General features: G+C 40.5%; 14 protein-coding genes and 1 tRNA gene. 4 read left to right on the plus strand and 11 right to left on the minus strand.

Annotated features, from left to right (window positions below; genetic code table 11):
- Positions 1–292 precede the first annotated feature (292 nt).
- Positions 293–520: a hypothetical protein gene (locus MKI79_RS06750; RefSeq protein ID WP_241571304.1), complete on the plus strand. Its 228-nt coding sequence runs from the start codon at positions 293–295 to the stop codon at positions 518–520.
- 111 nt (positions 521–631) lie between these two features.
- Here the strand turns inward: MKI79_RS06750 and MKI79_RS06755 are convergent.
- From MKI79_RS06755 to efp, 7 genes are all read right to left on the minus strand, one after another.
- A tRNA-Val gene (locus MKI79_RS06755) sits at positions 632–708 on the minus strand.
- Between the two features lie 47 nt (positions 709–755).
- Positions 756–2,945, minus strand: a complete 2,190-nt coding sequence (locus MKI79_RS06760) for a transglutaminase family protein (RefSeq protein ID WP_241571305.1) — start codon at positions 2,943–2,945, stop codon at positions 756–758.
- A gap of 2 nt (positions 2,946–2,947) precedes the next feature.
- Positions 2,948–3,868, minus strand: a complete 921-nt coding sequence (locus MKI79_RS06765) for a DUF58 domain-containing protein (RefSeq protein ID WP_241571306.1) — start codon at positions 3,866–3,868, stop codon at positions 2,948–2,950.
- Between the two features lie 38 nt (positions 3,869–3,906).
- Complete coding sequence (locus MKI79_RS06770; RefSeq protein WP_407651592.1) at positions 3,907–4,872, minus strand: AAA family ATPase; 966 nt, start codon at positions 4,870–4,872, stop codon at positions 3,907–3,909.
- Between the two features lie 184 nt (positions 4,873–5,056).
- The gene (locus MKI79_RS06775) at positions 5,057–5,374 is read right to left on the minus strand and encodes a YbdD/YjiX family protein (RefSeq protein ID WP_241571469.1); all 318 of its coding nucleotides are present in this window, start codon (positions 5,372–5,374) and stop codon (positions 5,057–5,059) included.
- 2 nt (positions 5,375–5,376) lie between these two features.
- Complete coding sequence (locus MKI79_RS06780; RefSeq protein ID WP_241571309.1) at positions 5,377–7,482, minus strand: carbon starvation CstA family protein; 2,106 nt, start codon at positions 7,480–7,482, stop codon at positions 5,377–5,379.
- A 225-nt stretch (positions 7,483–7,707) separates the two neighbouring features.
- On the minus strand, positions 7,708–8,277 hold the full coding sequence (efp, locus tag MKI79_RS06785; protein ID WP_241571310.1) for an elongation factor P: 570 nt from the start codon (positions 8,275–8,277) through the stop codon (positions 7,708–7,710).
- An 82-nt stretch (positions 8,278–8,359) separates the two neighbouring features.
- Between efp and epmB the strand changes: the two genes are divergently transcribed.
- The 3 genes from epmB to MKI79_RS06800 are packed head-to-tail and all read left to right on the plus strand — an operon-like array spanning position 8,360 to position 13,302.
- A complete protein-coding gene (gene epmB, locus MKI79_RS06790; protein ID WP_241571313.1) occupies positions 8,360–9,391 on the plus strand; it encodes an EF-P beta-lysylation protein EpmB in 1,032 nt (343 codons plus the stop codon).
- Between the two features lie 24 nt (positions 9,392–9,415).
- A complete protein-coding gene (locus MKI79_RS06795) occupies positions 9,416–11,170 on the plus strand; it encodes a hypothetical protein (RefSeq protein WP_241571316.1) in 1,755 nt (584 codons plus the stop codon).
- Complete coding sequence (locus tag MKI79_RS06800) at positions 11,167–13,302, plus strand: EAL domain-containing protein (protein WP_241571318.1); 2,136 nt, start codon at positions 11,167–11,169, stop codon at positions 13,300–13,302. Before MKI79_RS06795 ends, MKI79_RS06800 begins: the two co-directional genes overlap by 4 nt.
- 132 nt (positions 13,303–13,434) lie before the next feature.
- Here the strand turns inward: MKI79_RS06800 and rpmE are convergent, their stop codons facing one another.
- The 4 genes from rpmE to MKI79_RS06820 all read right to left on the minus strand — a co-directional run bounded on the left by rpmE (position 13,435) and on the right by MKI79_RS06820 (position 17,674).
- Positions 13,435–13,659, minus strand: a complete 225-nt coding sequence (gene rpmE, locus MKI79_RS06805) for a 50S ribosomal protein L31 (RefSeq protein WP_241571320.1) — start codon at positions 13,657–13,659, stop codon at positions 13,435–13,437.
- A 257-nt stretch (positions 13,660–13,916) separates the two neighbouring features.
- Positions 13,917–14,897 carry a bile acid:sodium symporter family protein gene (locus MKI79_RS06810; RefSeq protein WP_274619071.1) on the minus strand — a complete coding sequence of 327 codons (981 nt, stop codon included), beginning with the start codon at positions 14,895–14,897 and terminating at the stop codon, positions 13,917–13,919.
- A gap of 142 nt (positions 14,898–15,039) precedes the next feature.
- A complete protein-coding gene (gloA, locus tag MKI79_RS06815; protein WP_241571322.1) occupies positions 15,040–15,441 on the minus strand; it encodes a lactoylglutathione lyase in 402 nt (133 codons plus the stop codon).
- Positions 15,442–15,469: 28 nt separating this feature from the next.
- The gene (locus tag MKI79_RS06820) at positions 15,470–17,674 is read right to left on the minus strand and encodes an AmpG family muropeptide MFS transporter (RefSeq protein ID WP_241571324.1); all 2,205 of its coding nucleotides are present in this window, start codon (positions 17,672–17,674) and stop codon (positions 15,470–15,472) included.
- Positions 17,675–17,691 lie beyond the last annotated feature (17 nt).

Below are 17,691 nucleotides of genomic sequence, written 5' to 3' on the forward strand. Positions count from 1 at the left end.
ATGGGATGAGTCCAGAAGCATTCGAGGCAGCTTCAAAATGAGGCTACTTCAATGTCTAGGATACTGGGAGCAGTCCACATCACAATTAAATGACGCACTCTATGAGTTGATCACTACTCTCTATAAACTTGTAAAAAAATGTGTAAAAAACACCCATCATTTATGTGATCAACATCAATAAAATTCAATAAACTTGTTTAATTACAACAACTTGACCATTGATAAATTGGTGTTGAATTTTTACAAAAGAGGCGTATAGTGCGCACTATCTGTTTCAAAAGAACCAAACTGTATGAGTTTATTGCATCGTTTTGTGTTGTCGAATCAACATCAAAATACACAGCGCAACCATATCGCATGCATTGAAAATGACTACGCAGGCAAATCTTGCGAGCAACTTTTTCAAATATTGGGTAATACACAAGACCAAGACCTGATCTTTGGACTCAAAAAACTACTCCTCTCTCGTGGCTATACACGCAAAGAGATTCAGCAAGTGATTCAGCCAAATCCACATTAATCTCAACGATTCATGTGCTAAAAAATGACGCTTATTGCGTCTTTTTTATTTTTGGTAAATACAGACAATAAAAAAGACTGATCAGCATAGCTCATCAGTCTTTTTGAAACTTGGTAGGCATATCCAGACTCGAACTGGAGACCTCTACGATGTCAACGTAGCGCTCTAACCAACTGAGCTATACGCCTAAGTGATGCGAATAATAGCACTATTGCCTAGATAGACAAGTGTTTTTTTAGCTTTTTGGTGTGATTGTATATTTCGCCAACAACTGTATCAGTTCGTTCAACTCATCTTCATTGAGCCTAGCAATATATAGATGTTGCGTATATCGCTGAATCATTTCATTAAGCTGTTGCTGTTCTGATAAGCGTTGATTGGTTTGATTATCAAGTTGTATTCGCTTTAACCACGACAGCACTGGTTCATTCGGCTGACGATTCAATCCATTTTTTTGCAATCGCTTAGATAAATTATCAAGTGCTTGATCGAGCTTGGAACGCTTTACTTTTTGCTGACGTGATAGCCACCATACCACCAACCCAATTGCTGTGATCAATGCAACAATGAGTACAATCAGCTGCTCAGACAGATTATCAATTGAAAATTTCTTCAACCAATCTCGTTGTGTGCCTTGGTCGAAGCCCACCACTTTGCTTTGCCATTGATAACTGGCATAGTCCATCCAAATCCGTACTTGCATCAGGAAGTTACTTGAACCCGACCAATTACCCAGTGCGGTATCACCAAATACAGTGTCATTTTGATTGGCATAGTCTTGCATGCCGAGATTGACACGATCAGGTGCAATCGCAGCAGTCGGATCGATACGCACCCAACCCTCACCCGCAAACCACACTTCCGTCCACGCATGGGCATCGAGCTGACGCACTTCCCACGATGCACCATCAGGCGCAGACTTTCCGCCTTGATAGCCCACCACGACACGAGCAGGAATACCGACCATACGCATCATATTGGTGTAAGCTGAAGCATAATGCTCACAAAATCCTGCTCGAGTACGAAACAGAAAATCATCAATACGTTCATCACCAAGCAACGGTGGCGATAAGGTATAGCTGAAATGATTCGTGCGAATCCAGCTCAATACCGCATTAGCATAACGCTTCTGATCATTGCCTTGTTGTTGGAATAATTGCCGTGCAAAAGCCAAAGTTTGGGTATTCCGCCCTTCTGGCAACGCCAAACTATGCTGACGAGTCAAAACATCTAATTCAAGATTGGCACGTGGTTTTGGCAGAATATAGGCTAGATCAAACCGCTCACGACGAGCAATTTCTCCAAAAGACTGAATGCTTAAATCAGGCTTCATGCGCAGTGGAAACTGCGACACACTATGATCAAGGCTATACACCCAACGCTGAAATGTCGGCTCTAAAATGAGTTGATAAATGGCAAGTTGTGCAATTTGACCATTAGGGATTTGATACCAATTGGGGATTTCCCAAGTGGACTGACCACGCTCAGGCAACACACCATAGTTGTAGCGCGTCATGCGACTGGGTGTCCACGTGGTGCCATCATAGTCATCCAACACCATCGCACGCCAATACAGATTGCTTGGTGTTGGCATTTGATTTGAATCATCAAAAACCACTCGAAACGCCAAAGCATTGGACTGACTGAGATTGGCAATATCACCTGGTGACATACTGTCGCTGACCCCAGTCGTCGCCTGTTTATTATTGGTTGGCATACTCCACAGCGGTGGAAAACGTGGAAAAAATAAAAATAACATCACCATGATCGGCGCAGCAAACACTAATAATTTTAAAACGGTTTTAAAGGCATGTTGCCTGAGATGCTTGACCGACACGTCTTGTACCAACACTTCTTCATAAGCACTGTGATAGCTTTGCAACTGATACATGCCATAAAAACATTGGAAAATCGCAATCAATACCGCAATGGTGGTAAAAATCCCCTGTCCATATAAAAATGCCGCCGCCGCCACAAACAAGGCAAAATTAAACTGAATAATGCCATCACGATAATTTTTTAGCTCAAAACCTTTACCCAATAAAATCAAAGCCAACGCTGCACAACCTGCATCGACGCCAACAAAGGTGCGATACTGGGCAAAGATAATCACTAAACCTGCGATCACCACAGCATATTGCAGTAGCTTTGCACTTAAGCCTTTTTGTGCCTGAACTATCGTCCCCTTTTTTAAAATTTGCCATTGCCAAAGCGCCAATACCAATAGCATTAAAACCGTCTGGGCAATCGGTAAATAATAGAAATGCGGAAATAACACCAAAAAGGTGGCGAGTAGCAAAGATTGATAATTTTTTTGGCTGAGTGGGCTGTAGGTAATCGCTTGGCGTACATTTTCGCTAGACTGATTTTCAACTGATGTTTCTAATTGATCAACATTGCTTTCCTTCGCCTTGAAAACTCTCATGATCAAGGCTCCTGTGCAAGCATCAATTTGGCTTGATGAAAATGCTGTTCACCCATTCCGATTGGAAGCTGAACTGATGGTAGTTGGAGCGAAAAAGCCATATGTTGGTCAAAAGCCTGTTGTACCAAGTACATCAATTGACCTAATTTCTCTTCATGTAATGACAGTGTCATTTGAGCGTAATTAAAATCCAGTTGCTGATGTTGATGCTGTTCAAAGGTTTTCACCAACAAACCTCGTCCTTTGGCGTATTGTTGCCAAGCAATCCGATTTAACGCATCACCTGATTGAAACTCTCGCAGATGACTAAAGTCCTCATTACCCACCTGTTCACGTTCATTTTGCTGACGCAATCCATAATGCTGTAAATCAACTTCGATCGGTGCAGGTGCAATCCAAATCTCCTGCTGCGGAAAGACATAACTCCACGCTTTGATGATGCCAAACGGATAAACACTAAAGAAATTAAAGCGCTCTAAACGATGCAAACCACGTTGTAGCGGTATGTCGGTAAATTGCACCACCATTGGTGATTTGAGTACGGTAATTTTCTTGGCTGTATTTTGAAACTGACAACGTAAATGCAGATGAATTTGATTTTTTGCAGGTTGGAATTGAAATTTTAAAGTCAACGGCTGTGCAACTTGACCAAGCTGTTCCACTTCCAAATCAATCGTTAAGCCATAAAGTTGACGAAATGCCAAATAAAAACTCAGCACCAAAATCCCTGTGAGCAAAAAGCACAACGCCAAAATTAAGTTGTTGGCGTAATTCACCCCTGCAATAAAGGTAATGATCAACAATACTAAAAACAGATAACCTTCCCGATTGAAAAACACAAACACGTCATTTTGTTTGAGCGTACGTTGCTCGGTCAGCTTGAAGCGTCTGCCAATCCATTTTTGCCATCGTTTTTTAATCATATTTAGTCATCGTCAATCAGGATTTGCGTTAATTTTTTTTAAAGTTCAATCGTCTGCACAGCCTGTTTTAAATCTTGCTCCGACAGGTGAATACGATGCGCCACCACCGAAGCAAACACCGCTTGCACATCTTCATGAATCACATAGCCTCGCCCCTGTATCAGCGCATAAGCTTGCGTGGCACGTTTCAATGCCAATAAACCACGAGTCGATAAACCTGTGACTTTACTGCGAGTCCATGCTGTGAGTCGTTGTAAATAATCCAAAATGGCATCCGATAAAATCACTTGCTCACGTAAAGCCTGTAAACGTAGCACATCCTCTTGAGAGAGCACCGAGTCAATTTGATCCAACAATTTACGGCGATCTTCACCACGTAATAATGCCCGCTCCGCCTCTGCTGAAGGATACCCCATCGACAGTCGCATCAAGAAGCGATCAAGTTGTGACTCAGGCAAAGGATACGTCCCCGATTGTTGCAGAGGATTCTGCGTGGCAATCACCCAAAATGGTTGTGGTAACTGATGACGCACACCTTCAATCGACACCATACCTTCTTCCATTGCCTCAAGTAGCGCACTTTGCGTTTTTGGACTACTACGGTTGATCTCATCGGCAAGCAAAATCTGACTAAAAATTGCACCTTGATTAAATTCAAATTGAGATTTTTCAGGATGGAAAATATTTGAGCCTAAAATATCACTTGGCAATAAATCATTGGTAAATTGAACCCGTTGATAATGCAATCCTGACAAGTTCGCCAAAGCCTGTGCCAGTGTAGTTTTACCGAGTCCAGGAATATCCTCAAACAGCAAATGTCCTTCAGCGATGAGGCAACATACCGCCAACTTGATTTGTTCAGGTTTATCCAAAACCACTTGGTTGAGTTGATCAAGATATTGCTCAAGTTTAGGGAAAATCTCGATAAGCTGTGCTTGGAGTTCAGCCAAATTTTCTGTGGTCTGCGCTGAATCTAACTGATGATTTGTATCTACAGATTGCATATTATCCAATTTATTTTTTGACCACAGCATAGCTATCCCTGAATATTTTTAAATAATAAAAAAATCGTGCCTCTCAACACAGTGCAATACAACACACTTGATATTAAGAGTACACGATTTAGTGATTGCAATGTGATTTTTACCGTGAAAAATCGTTGCAAATTTTGATCTTACACAACACGTCTTAGCACGGACATTTCTTCATATTGCCAGCTTTAGATGGATAACGCGCATCAACACAGTAACGAAAGAATGTTTTCTCATCCATAGCTTCAAGATCGGGATGATGCTCACGCATATGCGCAACATACGCCTGATAATCAGGCACGCCAACCATTAGCCGAAAACTCTGCTGAAGTCGTTGCCACATCTCTGCGATTCTCGACCAATTTTTAGGTGAAAGTAGCAGGCGCTTTTGCGACAAGATGGTAAATTTAATAATGCGTACCATGACACCTTTACCGTTTCGAAACAGTTTTAAATTGAATGGTTTGATTTGCATCATCAGTGTCCTTTAAACTCATCAGCAGTCATTGGTTGTTCGGTATAAATCGCCTCAGCTTCATTGACTGTTGGTGTTGGACTCGCCAAAGCACGGCGGATAATGCCGATCGATGCAAAGATCATCACAATCGCCACGATCATAAAGAATGCACACAATGCTGCATTGATTTGATTGGAGAAAATCACAGTTTGCATCTCTGCAACTGTTTTCGCTGGTGCAAGGATTTCATCACGTGCTAATGCATCTTTGAAACGATTCGCCTGTGCAAGGAAGCCAATTTTTGGATTTTCATGAAAAATCTTTTGCCAACCCGCAGTCATACAGGTGATGAACAAGAAAATCGTTGGGACAATGGTCACCCAAACATATTTTTCTTTTTTCATCTTAAACAAAATCACCGTACCCAAAATCAATGCCATCGCAGCAAGCATCTGGTTACCGACACCAAATAATGGCCACAAGGAGTTAATCCCACCCAGTGGATCGACTACGCCTTGATAGACGAAGAACCCCCACGCAGATACTGCGACACCTGTACCGATCAAATTCCCGACAAATGAGCTTGAGTTTTTGATCGCTGGAATCACGATTCCCGCAGTGTCTTGCACCATGAAACGACAAGCACGTGTGCCTGCATCGACCGCAGTCAAGATAAATAAGGCTTCAAACAAAATCGCAAAATGATACCAAAATGACATCATGGCACGGCTATTGAAAATCTCAGAAATAATATGCGCCATACCGATCGCAAAGGTCGGTGCACCACCAGTACGAGATAGAATCGTGCTTTCCCCCACTTCTTTTGCCAAAGTAGATAGCATCTCAGGACTGACCACAAAACCAAGCTGACGCACTGCTTCAGATGCACTTTCCACCGTAGTACCGATTACCGCAGCAGGCGCATTAATCGCAAAGTAAACACCCGGATCAAGCACAGTGGCACAGATCATCGCCATGATCGCCACGAAAGACTCCATCAACATACCGCCGTAGCCGATCATACGAATATTGACTTCGTTATCGACCAGTTTTGGCGTGGTCCCACTTGATACTAGAGCATGGAAGCCTGAAATCGCACCACAAGCAATGGTGATGAATAGGAATGGAAATAATGAACCAGAGAATACAGGGCCTGTGCCATCGACGAACTGCGTCACTGCAGGCATTTTCATCTCAGGTAATGCAATCACGATACCGATAGCAAGCCCTGCAATCACACCTATTTTCAAGAATGTTGATAAATAATCACGTGGTGCAAGCAGTAACCAGACAGGCAATACCGATGCAATAAAGCCGTAAATTACCAATGCCCAAGTCAACTGTGTACCAGTCAAGGTAAATAGCGGCCCCCAATATGGGTCAGCGGCAATATGACCACCATAGACAATGCCAAGCATCATCAGTACAAAACCGATAATTGATACTTCAGCAATTTTCCCGGGACGTAGATAACGCATATAGATGCCCATAAACAAGGCAATCGGAATCGTTGCTGCAATACTAAATACGCCCCACGGACTTTCAGCAAGGGCTTTTACCACCACCAAAGCCAGTACCGCAAGAATGATGACCATCACCCCAAGCGCACCGAGCATCACGATCACACCTGCAAAAGAACCAAGCTCCTGCTTTGCAATCTCACCCAGTGAACGACCGTCACGTCGTGTCGAAATGAACAGTACCAAGAAATCTTGTACCGCACCTGCCATAACCACGCCGACCAAGAGCCAAATCGTACCGGGCAAATAACCCATTTGCGCAGCGAGAATTGGTCCAACCAATGGTCCTGCACCTGCAATCGCAGCAAAGTGATGCCCAAACAAGACATACTTATTGGTTGGTACATAGTCCAAGCCATCTTTGAGCCGATGCGCAGGCGTCAATCGCCGATCATTCAGTTCGAATACTTTTTGGGCGATGAATAAACTATAGAAACGATAAGCGATGCTATAAATACACACCGCTGCAAGTACAAGCCATACAGCATTAACATGCTCACCCCGACTGAGTGCCAAGATCCCAAAAGAAATTGCACCGACAATCGCAATTAAAATCCAAATGATTTTCGATTTTGCAGTGAATTGCTTATTATTTGTCACATCCATGTTGATACCTCATCAGTTGTTGTTGCTTAGCATTTCAATGATTCAGTGAAGTGACTCTGTGAATTATTAAGCAACAATTTTGTTTCAACTGTACTGCATCTCTACGGCTTTGGAACTACGACTTTGGCATAAAATTGGCATTAAAAAAAGGAGATGAATTGATCATCTCCTTTTCAATTTTTAAATATGGCTTAGAAATTAAGCACGTGATTACGCACGATCTAATTATGCACGCTCTAGATAGTCACCTGTACGTGTATCAACACGGATGCTTTCTTCTTGCTGAACGAATAACGGTACACGTACTACAGCGCCCGTTTCTAGCGTCGCAGGCTTACCGCCTGTACCCGCTGTATCACCTTTCACACCTGGATCAGTTTCAACAATTTTTAAGATCACGAAGTTTGGTGCGCTTACGTTTAAAGGCACACCATTAAATAGCATGATGGTGCATTTTTCATTGGAATCGTCTTTTAACCATTTTGCTGCATCGCCCATTGCTGTTTTGTCAGCAGCGATTTGCTCAAAGTTTTCAGGATTCATGAAGTGCCACATTTCACCATCGTTGTAGAGATATTCCATCTCAACTTCCATGATGTCAGCAGCTTCTAGGCTCTCACCAGAGCGAAAGGTTTTTTCTAATACTTTACCTGATTTAAGATTACGCAATTTCACGCGGTTAAAGGCTTGCCCTTTACCTGGTTTGACATATTCATTTTCCATGATTGAACATGGGTTACCGTCAAGCATTACCTTAAGACCTGACTTGAATTCATTTGTAGAATAATTGGCCATGATCGGCACACTCCAACTTTATAAATAAAATAAACGGTTCAACTATACTATAATGCCACTTTGCATTATCAATTCGTGTCGCATGATAAACTATTTATACCAAGAGAAAAACTGGCAATCGCAACTGAATGATTTAATTTCTGATCCAGACGAACTTTTGGCACTGCTAAACTTATCTGCAAGCGAGCTCAAATCACAACAACTGCTGTCACAACATGCGCATCAGCAATTTAAATTGCGTGTACCTCGTCAGTTCGTTACCAAGATGCAAACTGGCAATGCTTACGATCCGTTATTTTTGCAAGTCTTTCCACATCACTTGGAAATGCAGGATATGGACAAACAAATTAAAGCAGGATTCAGTGCCGATCCTTTAGGCGAGCTTGAAGCGAATACGTTGCCAGGTATGCTGCATAAATATCAATCTCGTATTTTGATGACGATCACTGGCGCATGTGCGATTCATTGTCGCTATTGTTTTAGACGGCATTTCCCTTATCAAGAGAACTTACCCAAATCAAAAGATTGGCAAGCTATTGCACAATATATTCTCGACCACCCGAAGATTAACGAAATCATCTTAAGTGGTGGAGACCCACTGTCAGTTTCCAATGAGAAATTGGCACTGTGGATTAATCGTTTTGAGGAACTTCCTCAAATCAAAACCATCCGTCTGCATACACGCTTACCCGTAGTGATTCCACAGCGTATTGATGAGGATTTAATCAAAATTTTATCAACGACACGGTGCAAGATCATCATGGTGGTGCATAGCAATCATGGTAATGAGTTAGATGCAAATTTTGATGTGGCAATGCGCAAGCTATCCGAGATCAATGTGATACTATTCAACCAATCTGTACTTTTAAAAGGAATTAATGACAATTTTCAAACTTTAACGCAGTTAAGCTATCGACTGTTTGATGCACGTGTGCTACCTTACTATTTGCACGTCTTAGATAAAGTGCAAGGTGCGTCACACTTTCTAATAACAGACGCAGAAGCACAAACAATTTATCAAGCGCTTTTAAAAGAATTATCAGGGTATTTGGTGCCAAAACTCGTACGTGAGTCTTCAGGAGAGCTACATAAAACGCCACTGAATATCTTTTGATGAGGAATGGTTAGGGGATAGAGTATGACAGTGAAACTGGAAAAGTTGTTCCAAGAGTCGGTTGACTTAAACATCAAGCAGCTAACTTATATTGCTAATTATAAAACGGACACTCAAAGTTGGGCGAATCAACTCTTGCAACTTGATCTCGGTGAAGCTGCGAAGCAAGTATTCGTCACACTGCTTGAGCTACGTAGTCTGAATTGTAGTGACCTCTCTCGTTGGAAGATTTTGCAAAACATCGAACCTGATTTGCAACATTTGCTACTTTCCTTGGAGCATCATTATCTTAATAATGCAATGATCGATACCCTACGCGATCAACAAATCGCAGATTTAGTACTTGAGATTAAATGTCAGCACGCATTGCTCTATCGGGATATGGCAAAACGTGTGCAACATCAATTGGAAAATCAGAAATTTTCAATCTTTGAACTATCTAGAAAGAAAAAATTAACAATATTAAGAACCTATTGTGCATATGCAGTAATAAAACTATTAACCGATTTACTTTACTCACTGCAACTTATCTATTTTGATGAACCTAAATACTTTTGGCATACAGCATATGATATTATTTGGATGGCTCGAGGATTTCGATTTGATAAAGACAAAATTGATGTCAATCTAGAAAAATACCAAATTCAACAAGAACATATTGAAAATGCATTTATCGAACTTTCATTATTAAGCTTACTCAATAATCACAAATTACGTCAGGAAGACTTAAAAAATCTTAAGAACTGCCTTCCTTACTGGTTACATTTAGTGAAGTTAACGAGTGACCCTAAACCTGAAGCAAAATTTTCTTGTAATTTGTTTGGAGATCGTCCGCCAACAACGATCATGAACAAGAATACAGACCAAAAAGACAGTCTATATATAGATACAACAGACTTATTGTCCTACATCGAATCAACGATGAATCCTGAGGCAAACTATTTTTCAAATGAAGAGCAACAGCATCTTAATATCATTATTAAAAGCCACTTACTTACAACACTGAATAACGATGGTGTACGTAAGAATACACGTTTTGCTGAAGAGGGGTATGTTGATATTACTCTTGGTATAAGTGCTGCTCATTACTTTTTATCTGGTGCAAAACATTTTAAAGAAACATTATTACGCGATAGTGATCTTACGATACAAAGTAGTTCGTTGAGTTTTTCCGAATTGGCAAATGATCAAGAATGGAAACTCTCAAGTAAAACCTTTGAACAACGCTACAATGCTGAAATTACGAAAATATATGCTACAAAAGTCGTCAATAAAAGTAGTACTGGCTATTGCTTAAACTGGGAGTCTGAACTGCCTAAAAATCTGCGAACTGGAGATTTTATTCTTGTACGCGAAGGGGCTGATCAACCTTGGATTGGCGCTCTCATTCGCTGGCTTAAAAATACTAATCAACAAAATGTCGAATTTGGTGTTGAATGTATTGTCGAGAAAATGGTTCCGATTGCAGTATCATTATCAAATGCAAAAAGAGTAGCTGATACTATCTATCACCCTGCACTATTATGTATGGATTCTCAGCAAAATTTGTCGTTATTACTACCAAGCCCTCAAATTTTTCATGAGAACCAAAACCTAACTTTACGATTTGGAACAGATGAGTTAAGGATATTCTTAAAGCAGTGCTTTAGTTTAGTACAGAGTTGCGCTCAATTTAACTTTGACTTATTGGAACAGTCAAAAATAAGCCAACTTAATGAATATTTTGAATCGCAATCAAATAATATAGACACACAGGATTTGTGGGAAGCCCTTAAATGAAGCAACTTTTAAATGACAAAAAATCTCAAGCACAATTAGTACGCTTTTTAATGATTGACAGTCAACAAAATACGCTAAATACGATTCAACAAGGCTTAAAAAGCAAGTTTAATGTTAATGGAAAGTTACTTGATGATTTATCAAGTTTTGAAAAATTATTGAATTTACATTGGGATGTGATTTTATTTAAAAATGCTTATGATTTTGATTATACAAAAGCACTTGAACTAATCGAATCAAAAAATAAAGCGATTCCGATTATATTACTCACAGAAAAATCAGATGAAAATATTAATATCAACAAAGCATATCAAAATGGAATTTTCGATATCGCTGACACGAATGATTTAAACCACCTTGCGATAAGTCTAGCTAGAGCCACTACATTCTCGAGATTGACGCGTAAAGAGGCTCAACTTAGTCAAGAAATTGATAAGCTTCAACAGCAAACACAAACCTTAGTTGAGACTACTGAATATGCTGTCGCAACCTTTCAAGAAGGTGTGCATGTTTCTGCAAATCCACAATATGCTGAACTATTTGGATTTAGTGATATTGAAGAGTTAATTGGCTTGCCTTTAATGGATGTACTACAACCAGAGGATGTACAATCCTTTAAGCAAAGTTATAAAAAATTAAGCCGTGGTGACTTTGGACAAGCAGCTTTCAATATTCAAAGTCGCAATGCAAAGGCAAAATATCAGAATTTAAACCTACAATTTTCTGAAACAGAATATGATGATGAAACCGCTCTACAGCTCGTAATTGCTTCAGAAACGACTACCACAGTATCAAGTGGAGCGTTTGCTCCGCTAACAGATGTTCAGTTGCAATGTCAGCAAGCCCTCGATTCACAACCATTTTCAGCTTTGTTGCTTTTTAAAATCAAGCAATTCGCAGCTGATAAAGCATCAAAACAATGGGATACTTCAACGCATTTCTTTCAAGCGATTCAACATCATTTGGAACAAATCAGTAGTGCTCGGGTTTTACGTATCTCAGAGCATGTATTCACGAGTACTTTAGGCGTTGCAGATAAAGCAACGCTCAAACAAAAACTCAATACCATATCTGAATCCTTAGCCAAACAGATTCAGGTGGCTGATCAGAGTATTCCTGTAACGCTTCAACTCTGCTATCGTCATCTCGATCAAAACACAGTTAATGATCAAGTTGCCCTGCTTCTTACTGACACCTATCAGCATCATTATGATCCTGCATCAGAAGTCGATTTGAGCGGTGCAACTGATTTATCCCTTACTAGTAGTCAAACCCCTTCATTTTCGCTTTCAGAGAGTGCGCCTACAATTCAATTTGAGAGCTCGCCTGCAAGCCAGCCGGCACTTGCTTCAATCGTTGATACAACCAATGACGCAAGCCTAGATGAATCAGAAAAATCACTTGTTGCTCAGCTAGATAACAACACCATTCAGCTACAATTCCAACAGCTATACGACAAAGAAGATATTGATGGTTCAATCTTTGAGGTAACTGGCAGCTTTGAGTTTGAACAGCAACAGATTCCTTTCTCACAATATGATGCTTTGCGACGCAACGCAGAGCTTGCAGCACGTGTAGATCGTTGGATTTTGGTTGAAGCATCTAAACGCCTACATCAATTCTTGCAAAAAGCACCTAAAGCTCGCATTTTGGTGAATATCCATGCTGCTAGCTTGCATGATGCACCCATTCAAGGTTTATTAAATAAGCTGGTTGGTTTAATCAATTCAAAATATGCAAAACCATTGATTTTACAAATCAATGAAGCAGATATTTTGATGAATAAAGATCAAAATACTCAAGCAATTAAATCTATCCAAGAGCAAGGTGTTGATGTCGCAATTGCTGAATTCGGCGACTCAATCTATAGCGTACATCTGCTACAACAATTGAATCTTGCCTTTGCCAAACTCACCAAAAACTTCACTTTGCAACTGCAAAATGATGAGAGTATGGTCGAACTTCAAGAGAAAATTGATCAATTCCGTGAGCATAACTCAGCGATTCGATTCTTGATCAGTCACTTGGATGATATGACTTCATTTGCCAATGCGTGGAATGTCGATGTACGTTATCTACAAGGTGACTACTATCAACCGAAACAAAAAGAGTTTGTGAATAGTGCGGGCTAATGTGACGCACTCACACCCTACTTCTATGCTTTCATAGCAAGCTTTTAAAGATAATAAAAAATGGGCAGTGAATTCACTGCCCATTTTCTTTTTACAATTTGGTATTTGCTATCGCAGAAGCGATATAAAAGCTTAACGCTTGATCGTACGTGACATACCAGCGAAACGTTGCTTGAACTTATCAATACGACCGCCAGTGTCTACAGATTTTTGCTTACCTGTATAGAATGGGTGGCACGCAGAACATACGTCAAGATAAAGTGATTCTTTACCTAATGCAGAACGTGTTTCGATGACGTTACCGCAAGAGCAAGTTGCTGTTAATGTTTCATATTTTGGGTGAATATCGGCACGCATGGTCGATGACTCCTAAGTTAGAAAGGTTTTGCTACCTTCGCTATCAACCACTCTCAAATCACCAAGATCAATTGACCATTTGAGGAAAAGGCAAACTTAGAATTTTGAAAAATTAAAAGTTGGCAGATTGACACGAAAATAGACCATTTCTTTTGGCCCACCGAAACCTACAAGGTTAGAGCTAAGCGCAACAAGTGGGCAATATTATACAGCACTTTTCTCGATATTGCTATATCGATCATATCAGCTCAAAAATACTAATCATCAGACTTTGGTAAGTTTTGCTTTGACCATTTTGCAGCAATGACACCGCACACCATCAGTTGAATTTGATGAAAAATCATAATCGGCAAAACCAGCATCCCCATCGGTTGACCTGCAAATAAAATTTGCGCCATCGGCACACCACTTGCCAATGTCTTTTTTGAACCACAGAAAAAGATCGTGATCTGATCTTGACGGTTAAAGCCGAGCCATTTAGGAATATAAAAGGCAAGCAACATAATAATCGTAAGCAACACTGAACAGGCAAGAATTAAATAAAACAATGTCAACGCATCCAACTGTTGCCATAAGCCTGCAATCACCGCACTACTGAATGCGCCATACACCACCATCAAAATACTGCCCTGATCAAAAGCTTTGACGAGCTTAGGTACTTTGACCATATAGGGATAAATCCATGTACGAAGCAATTGCCCTAAAATAAATGGTACAAGCAGTAAAGCGACAATTTTGATAATGGCACTTGTCGGATCATAGGCGTGTTCGGACTGACCCAAAATAAAAAAACTGACCATGATCGGCGTAATAAACATGCCGATAATATTAGAAAAAGATGCGCTACATACCGCACCCGCAACATTACCTCCTGCAACTGAGGTAAATGCAATTGAGGACTGTACCGTTGACGGTAAGAAGCATAAAAACAAAAAACCCAAATACAGTGCGTCACCTAAGAGTGGTTGCAAAATTGGTTTTGATAGCAAGCCCAACAATGGAAATGCAATAAATGTGAAAGCAAAAACTAAGCTATGTAAACGCCAGTGCAAAATACCTTGAATCACAGCCTCACGAGAAAGCTTTGCACCATGTAGGAAAAATAAAATAGCGATGGCAATTGTTGTAAGTGTATTAAATCTGTCTGCCCACTGCCCTGAGATCGGTAAAATACTGGCAAGGAGTACCATTACAACCAGTAATATCGTAAAGCGATCAACCGCCAAATACTTCAACACAATGTACACCCCAAACAAAAACTAGAAGTCAATAAAAAACTCGGCATTGATCATAAACGCCGAGTTTAAAAAATCAAGTTAATTCTTAAGCTGATGATTAATCAAATCAATGTCTTATAAAAAAAATGAATTTAGTCAATCATTAGTTGTTTCGAGCATTATGATCTTGTTGGATCAACTCTACTTTATAACCATCTGGATCTTCCACAAATGCAATCACAGTTACACCACCTTTCATCGGTCCTGCTTCACGTATTACATTACCGCCACGTGCTTTGATTTCTTCACAGGCTTGATAAGCATCCTCAACGCCAATGGCAATATGTCCATAGCCATCACCCAAATCATAACTCGACGTGTCCCAGTTATATGTCAGCTCAAGTACGGTATGATCAGATTCATCACCATAACCAACAAAAGCCAAGGTAAATCGCCCTTCCTCATAGTCTCGTTGACGCAACAATTTCATGCCGAGCACTTCGGTATAAAACTGCAATGATTTGTCCAAATTACCGACTCGTAACATGGTATGCAACATGCGCATCATATTTTCCTCACGATTAGGTGGTTGGTTAATAGGAATTTTCAATCTGTTGGCGTTCATGCGATTTTAGCAATTTTGCCACCCAGACCACAAGAATTAAAATTGGAATACCAATCAAGGTGGTCATCAAAAAGAAGTTTGGATAACCAATATTAGTTACAATTGTACCCGAGTATCCACCGATAAGTTTTGGTGTCAACGTCATCAAAGAACTAAAGATCGCATATTGAACAGCAGTAAAAGACACACTAGTCAAACTTGATAGGAATGCAATAAACGCTGCACCTGCAAGACCTGAGGCTAAGTTATCCATGACGATCGCCATATATAACCAAAATTTGCTGTACTCTTTCACCACTTTGCCCGAGATCGTATATTGACTTTGTGTCAAGTCAATCATTGGCATAGGGTCAATTAAATTATTGAACTGATTCGATTGAATTGTAGGTGCGGTTTCATCAATTTCATAACCTGTCAAAGTCATAAATTCATAATCATTGAGAATATAGCTTGCTTTTAATGATTTAAGCTCTGCTTGAATAAATTTTTCCGCTGGAATCGCTACAGTAAATGTACCCTGCCCATCTATTTTTGCATCATATGATGTATCAGCCGTTTCCTCACCAAGCAAAACTTGAACCGTATTCTTGGAGTTTTTCTCAGCTTCTGTAAGACCAAGAATCTGCCCCTCAACCACTATACTTTGCTCAAGCTCATTTGGTTGTAATACACCATCACGAGTAAGTGGCAAAAAATGAATTTGTACACGACCAATCGCCTTATCAGCTTTGGCATTCCCAACCACGTAAGGCAAATCATGCTCAACTTGATAGGACTGATCTTCATAGGAAACCGATGTGACTATCCGTCGGTCTTGCTCAAGCACTTTAGTCGGAACTGCAACTTTCCAAAATCCTACCTCGTCTGTATCAACACGATATTGCTGACCTGCTACAGATACAGTGACTTGAGATGTTGGTGCGCCTGACTTCACTAAAGCAATAAAAATCAAATTGGTACTGCTCGCCAATATCGCTCCGATAAACATCACTTTCATGATATTAAATCGCTGTGAAAGTAAGCCACCCAAAAAGCCACCAATCAAGGTGAAAATTACACCGTAAATTTTCACAGCTTCGGCGATTTGCTCTTTGCTAAAGTTCATGTCTTGATAAAAGACATTAGAAATCACTCCAGCGACAATATCTGAAATACGGAAAAAACCAATCAACAATAATAAAACTAGGGCGAGCTTTACACCATAACGCTTAAAAAAATCAGCGATCGGCGAAACCCAAGTTTCTTTTGCCATATCACGATTGACCGCACCGAGTTTGACCAATGAAAATCCGACGACAAAAGCAATCAATGCAGAGCCAACAAAGCGCACTGCAGCAAGCATAAATGATAAAAATGGGTCATCCACAGTGATCATCGTTAAAGCTTTACCAATATAAATAAAACCTAAAACAAAGCTCACCACAGCACAGAAAAAGACAAAAACTAAGCGTAAATAATCTGATTTTTTATAACTTTTATAAATTCGCTCAACCTTTGGCTCAGCAACGATCAAAGTCGTGATCACGCCAATGATCATCACCGCAGCCATGATCCAGTAGGTTTTTTGCCACGCCTCGTAGATATAATTGCCCTTCGCTGTGCCATAAGCTGCTGCGACAAATAGCGCACCTGCACCTGCAATGATCATTCCGATGCGATAGCCTGCGTTATAGGTTGAAGCAAGTACTGTCTGCATCTCAGTCGGCGCAAGCTCAATACGATAGGCATCAATCACAATATCTTGTGTTGCAGATGCGAAACCAAGCAATACCGCACCAACAGCCATTTGGATCAGTTGCGACTGACCCATTGCAGGGTTCGACATCGCCATGATACAGATCGCCACCATAATCAAACACTGCGCAATCAGTAACCACGCACGTCGACGCCCTAATGTTTTGGTCAAGAACGGTACTGGAATTTCATCAATCAGTGGCGCCCAAACAAACTTAAAGGAATAACCAAGTGCCGCCCAGCTAAACATAGTAACGGCACTTTTTTCAATGCCTGCTTCACCGAGCCACAAGGACAAACTAGAAAAAATCAGTAGAATCGGTATCCCCGCCGAGAAACCCAAAAACAGCATAATGATCGCACGACGATCCAAAAATGAGTTAAATGCACTGCCCCAATTTTTTGCAGTCTTTACTTCAGCCTGATTTGCATTTGCCATATTGCGAGGTGTTCCTA

It is taken from the genome of Acinetobacter sedimenti, from assembly GCF_022601685.1.
GTDB classification, from domain to species: Bacteria; Pseudomonadota; Gammaproteobacteria; order Pseudomonadales; family Moraxellaceae; genus Acinetobacter; species Acinetobacter sedimenti.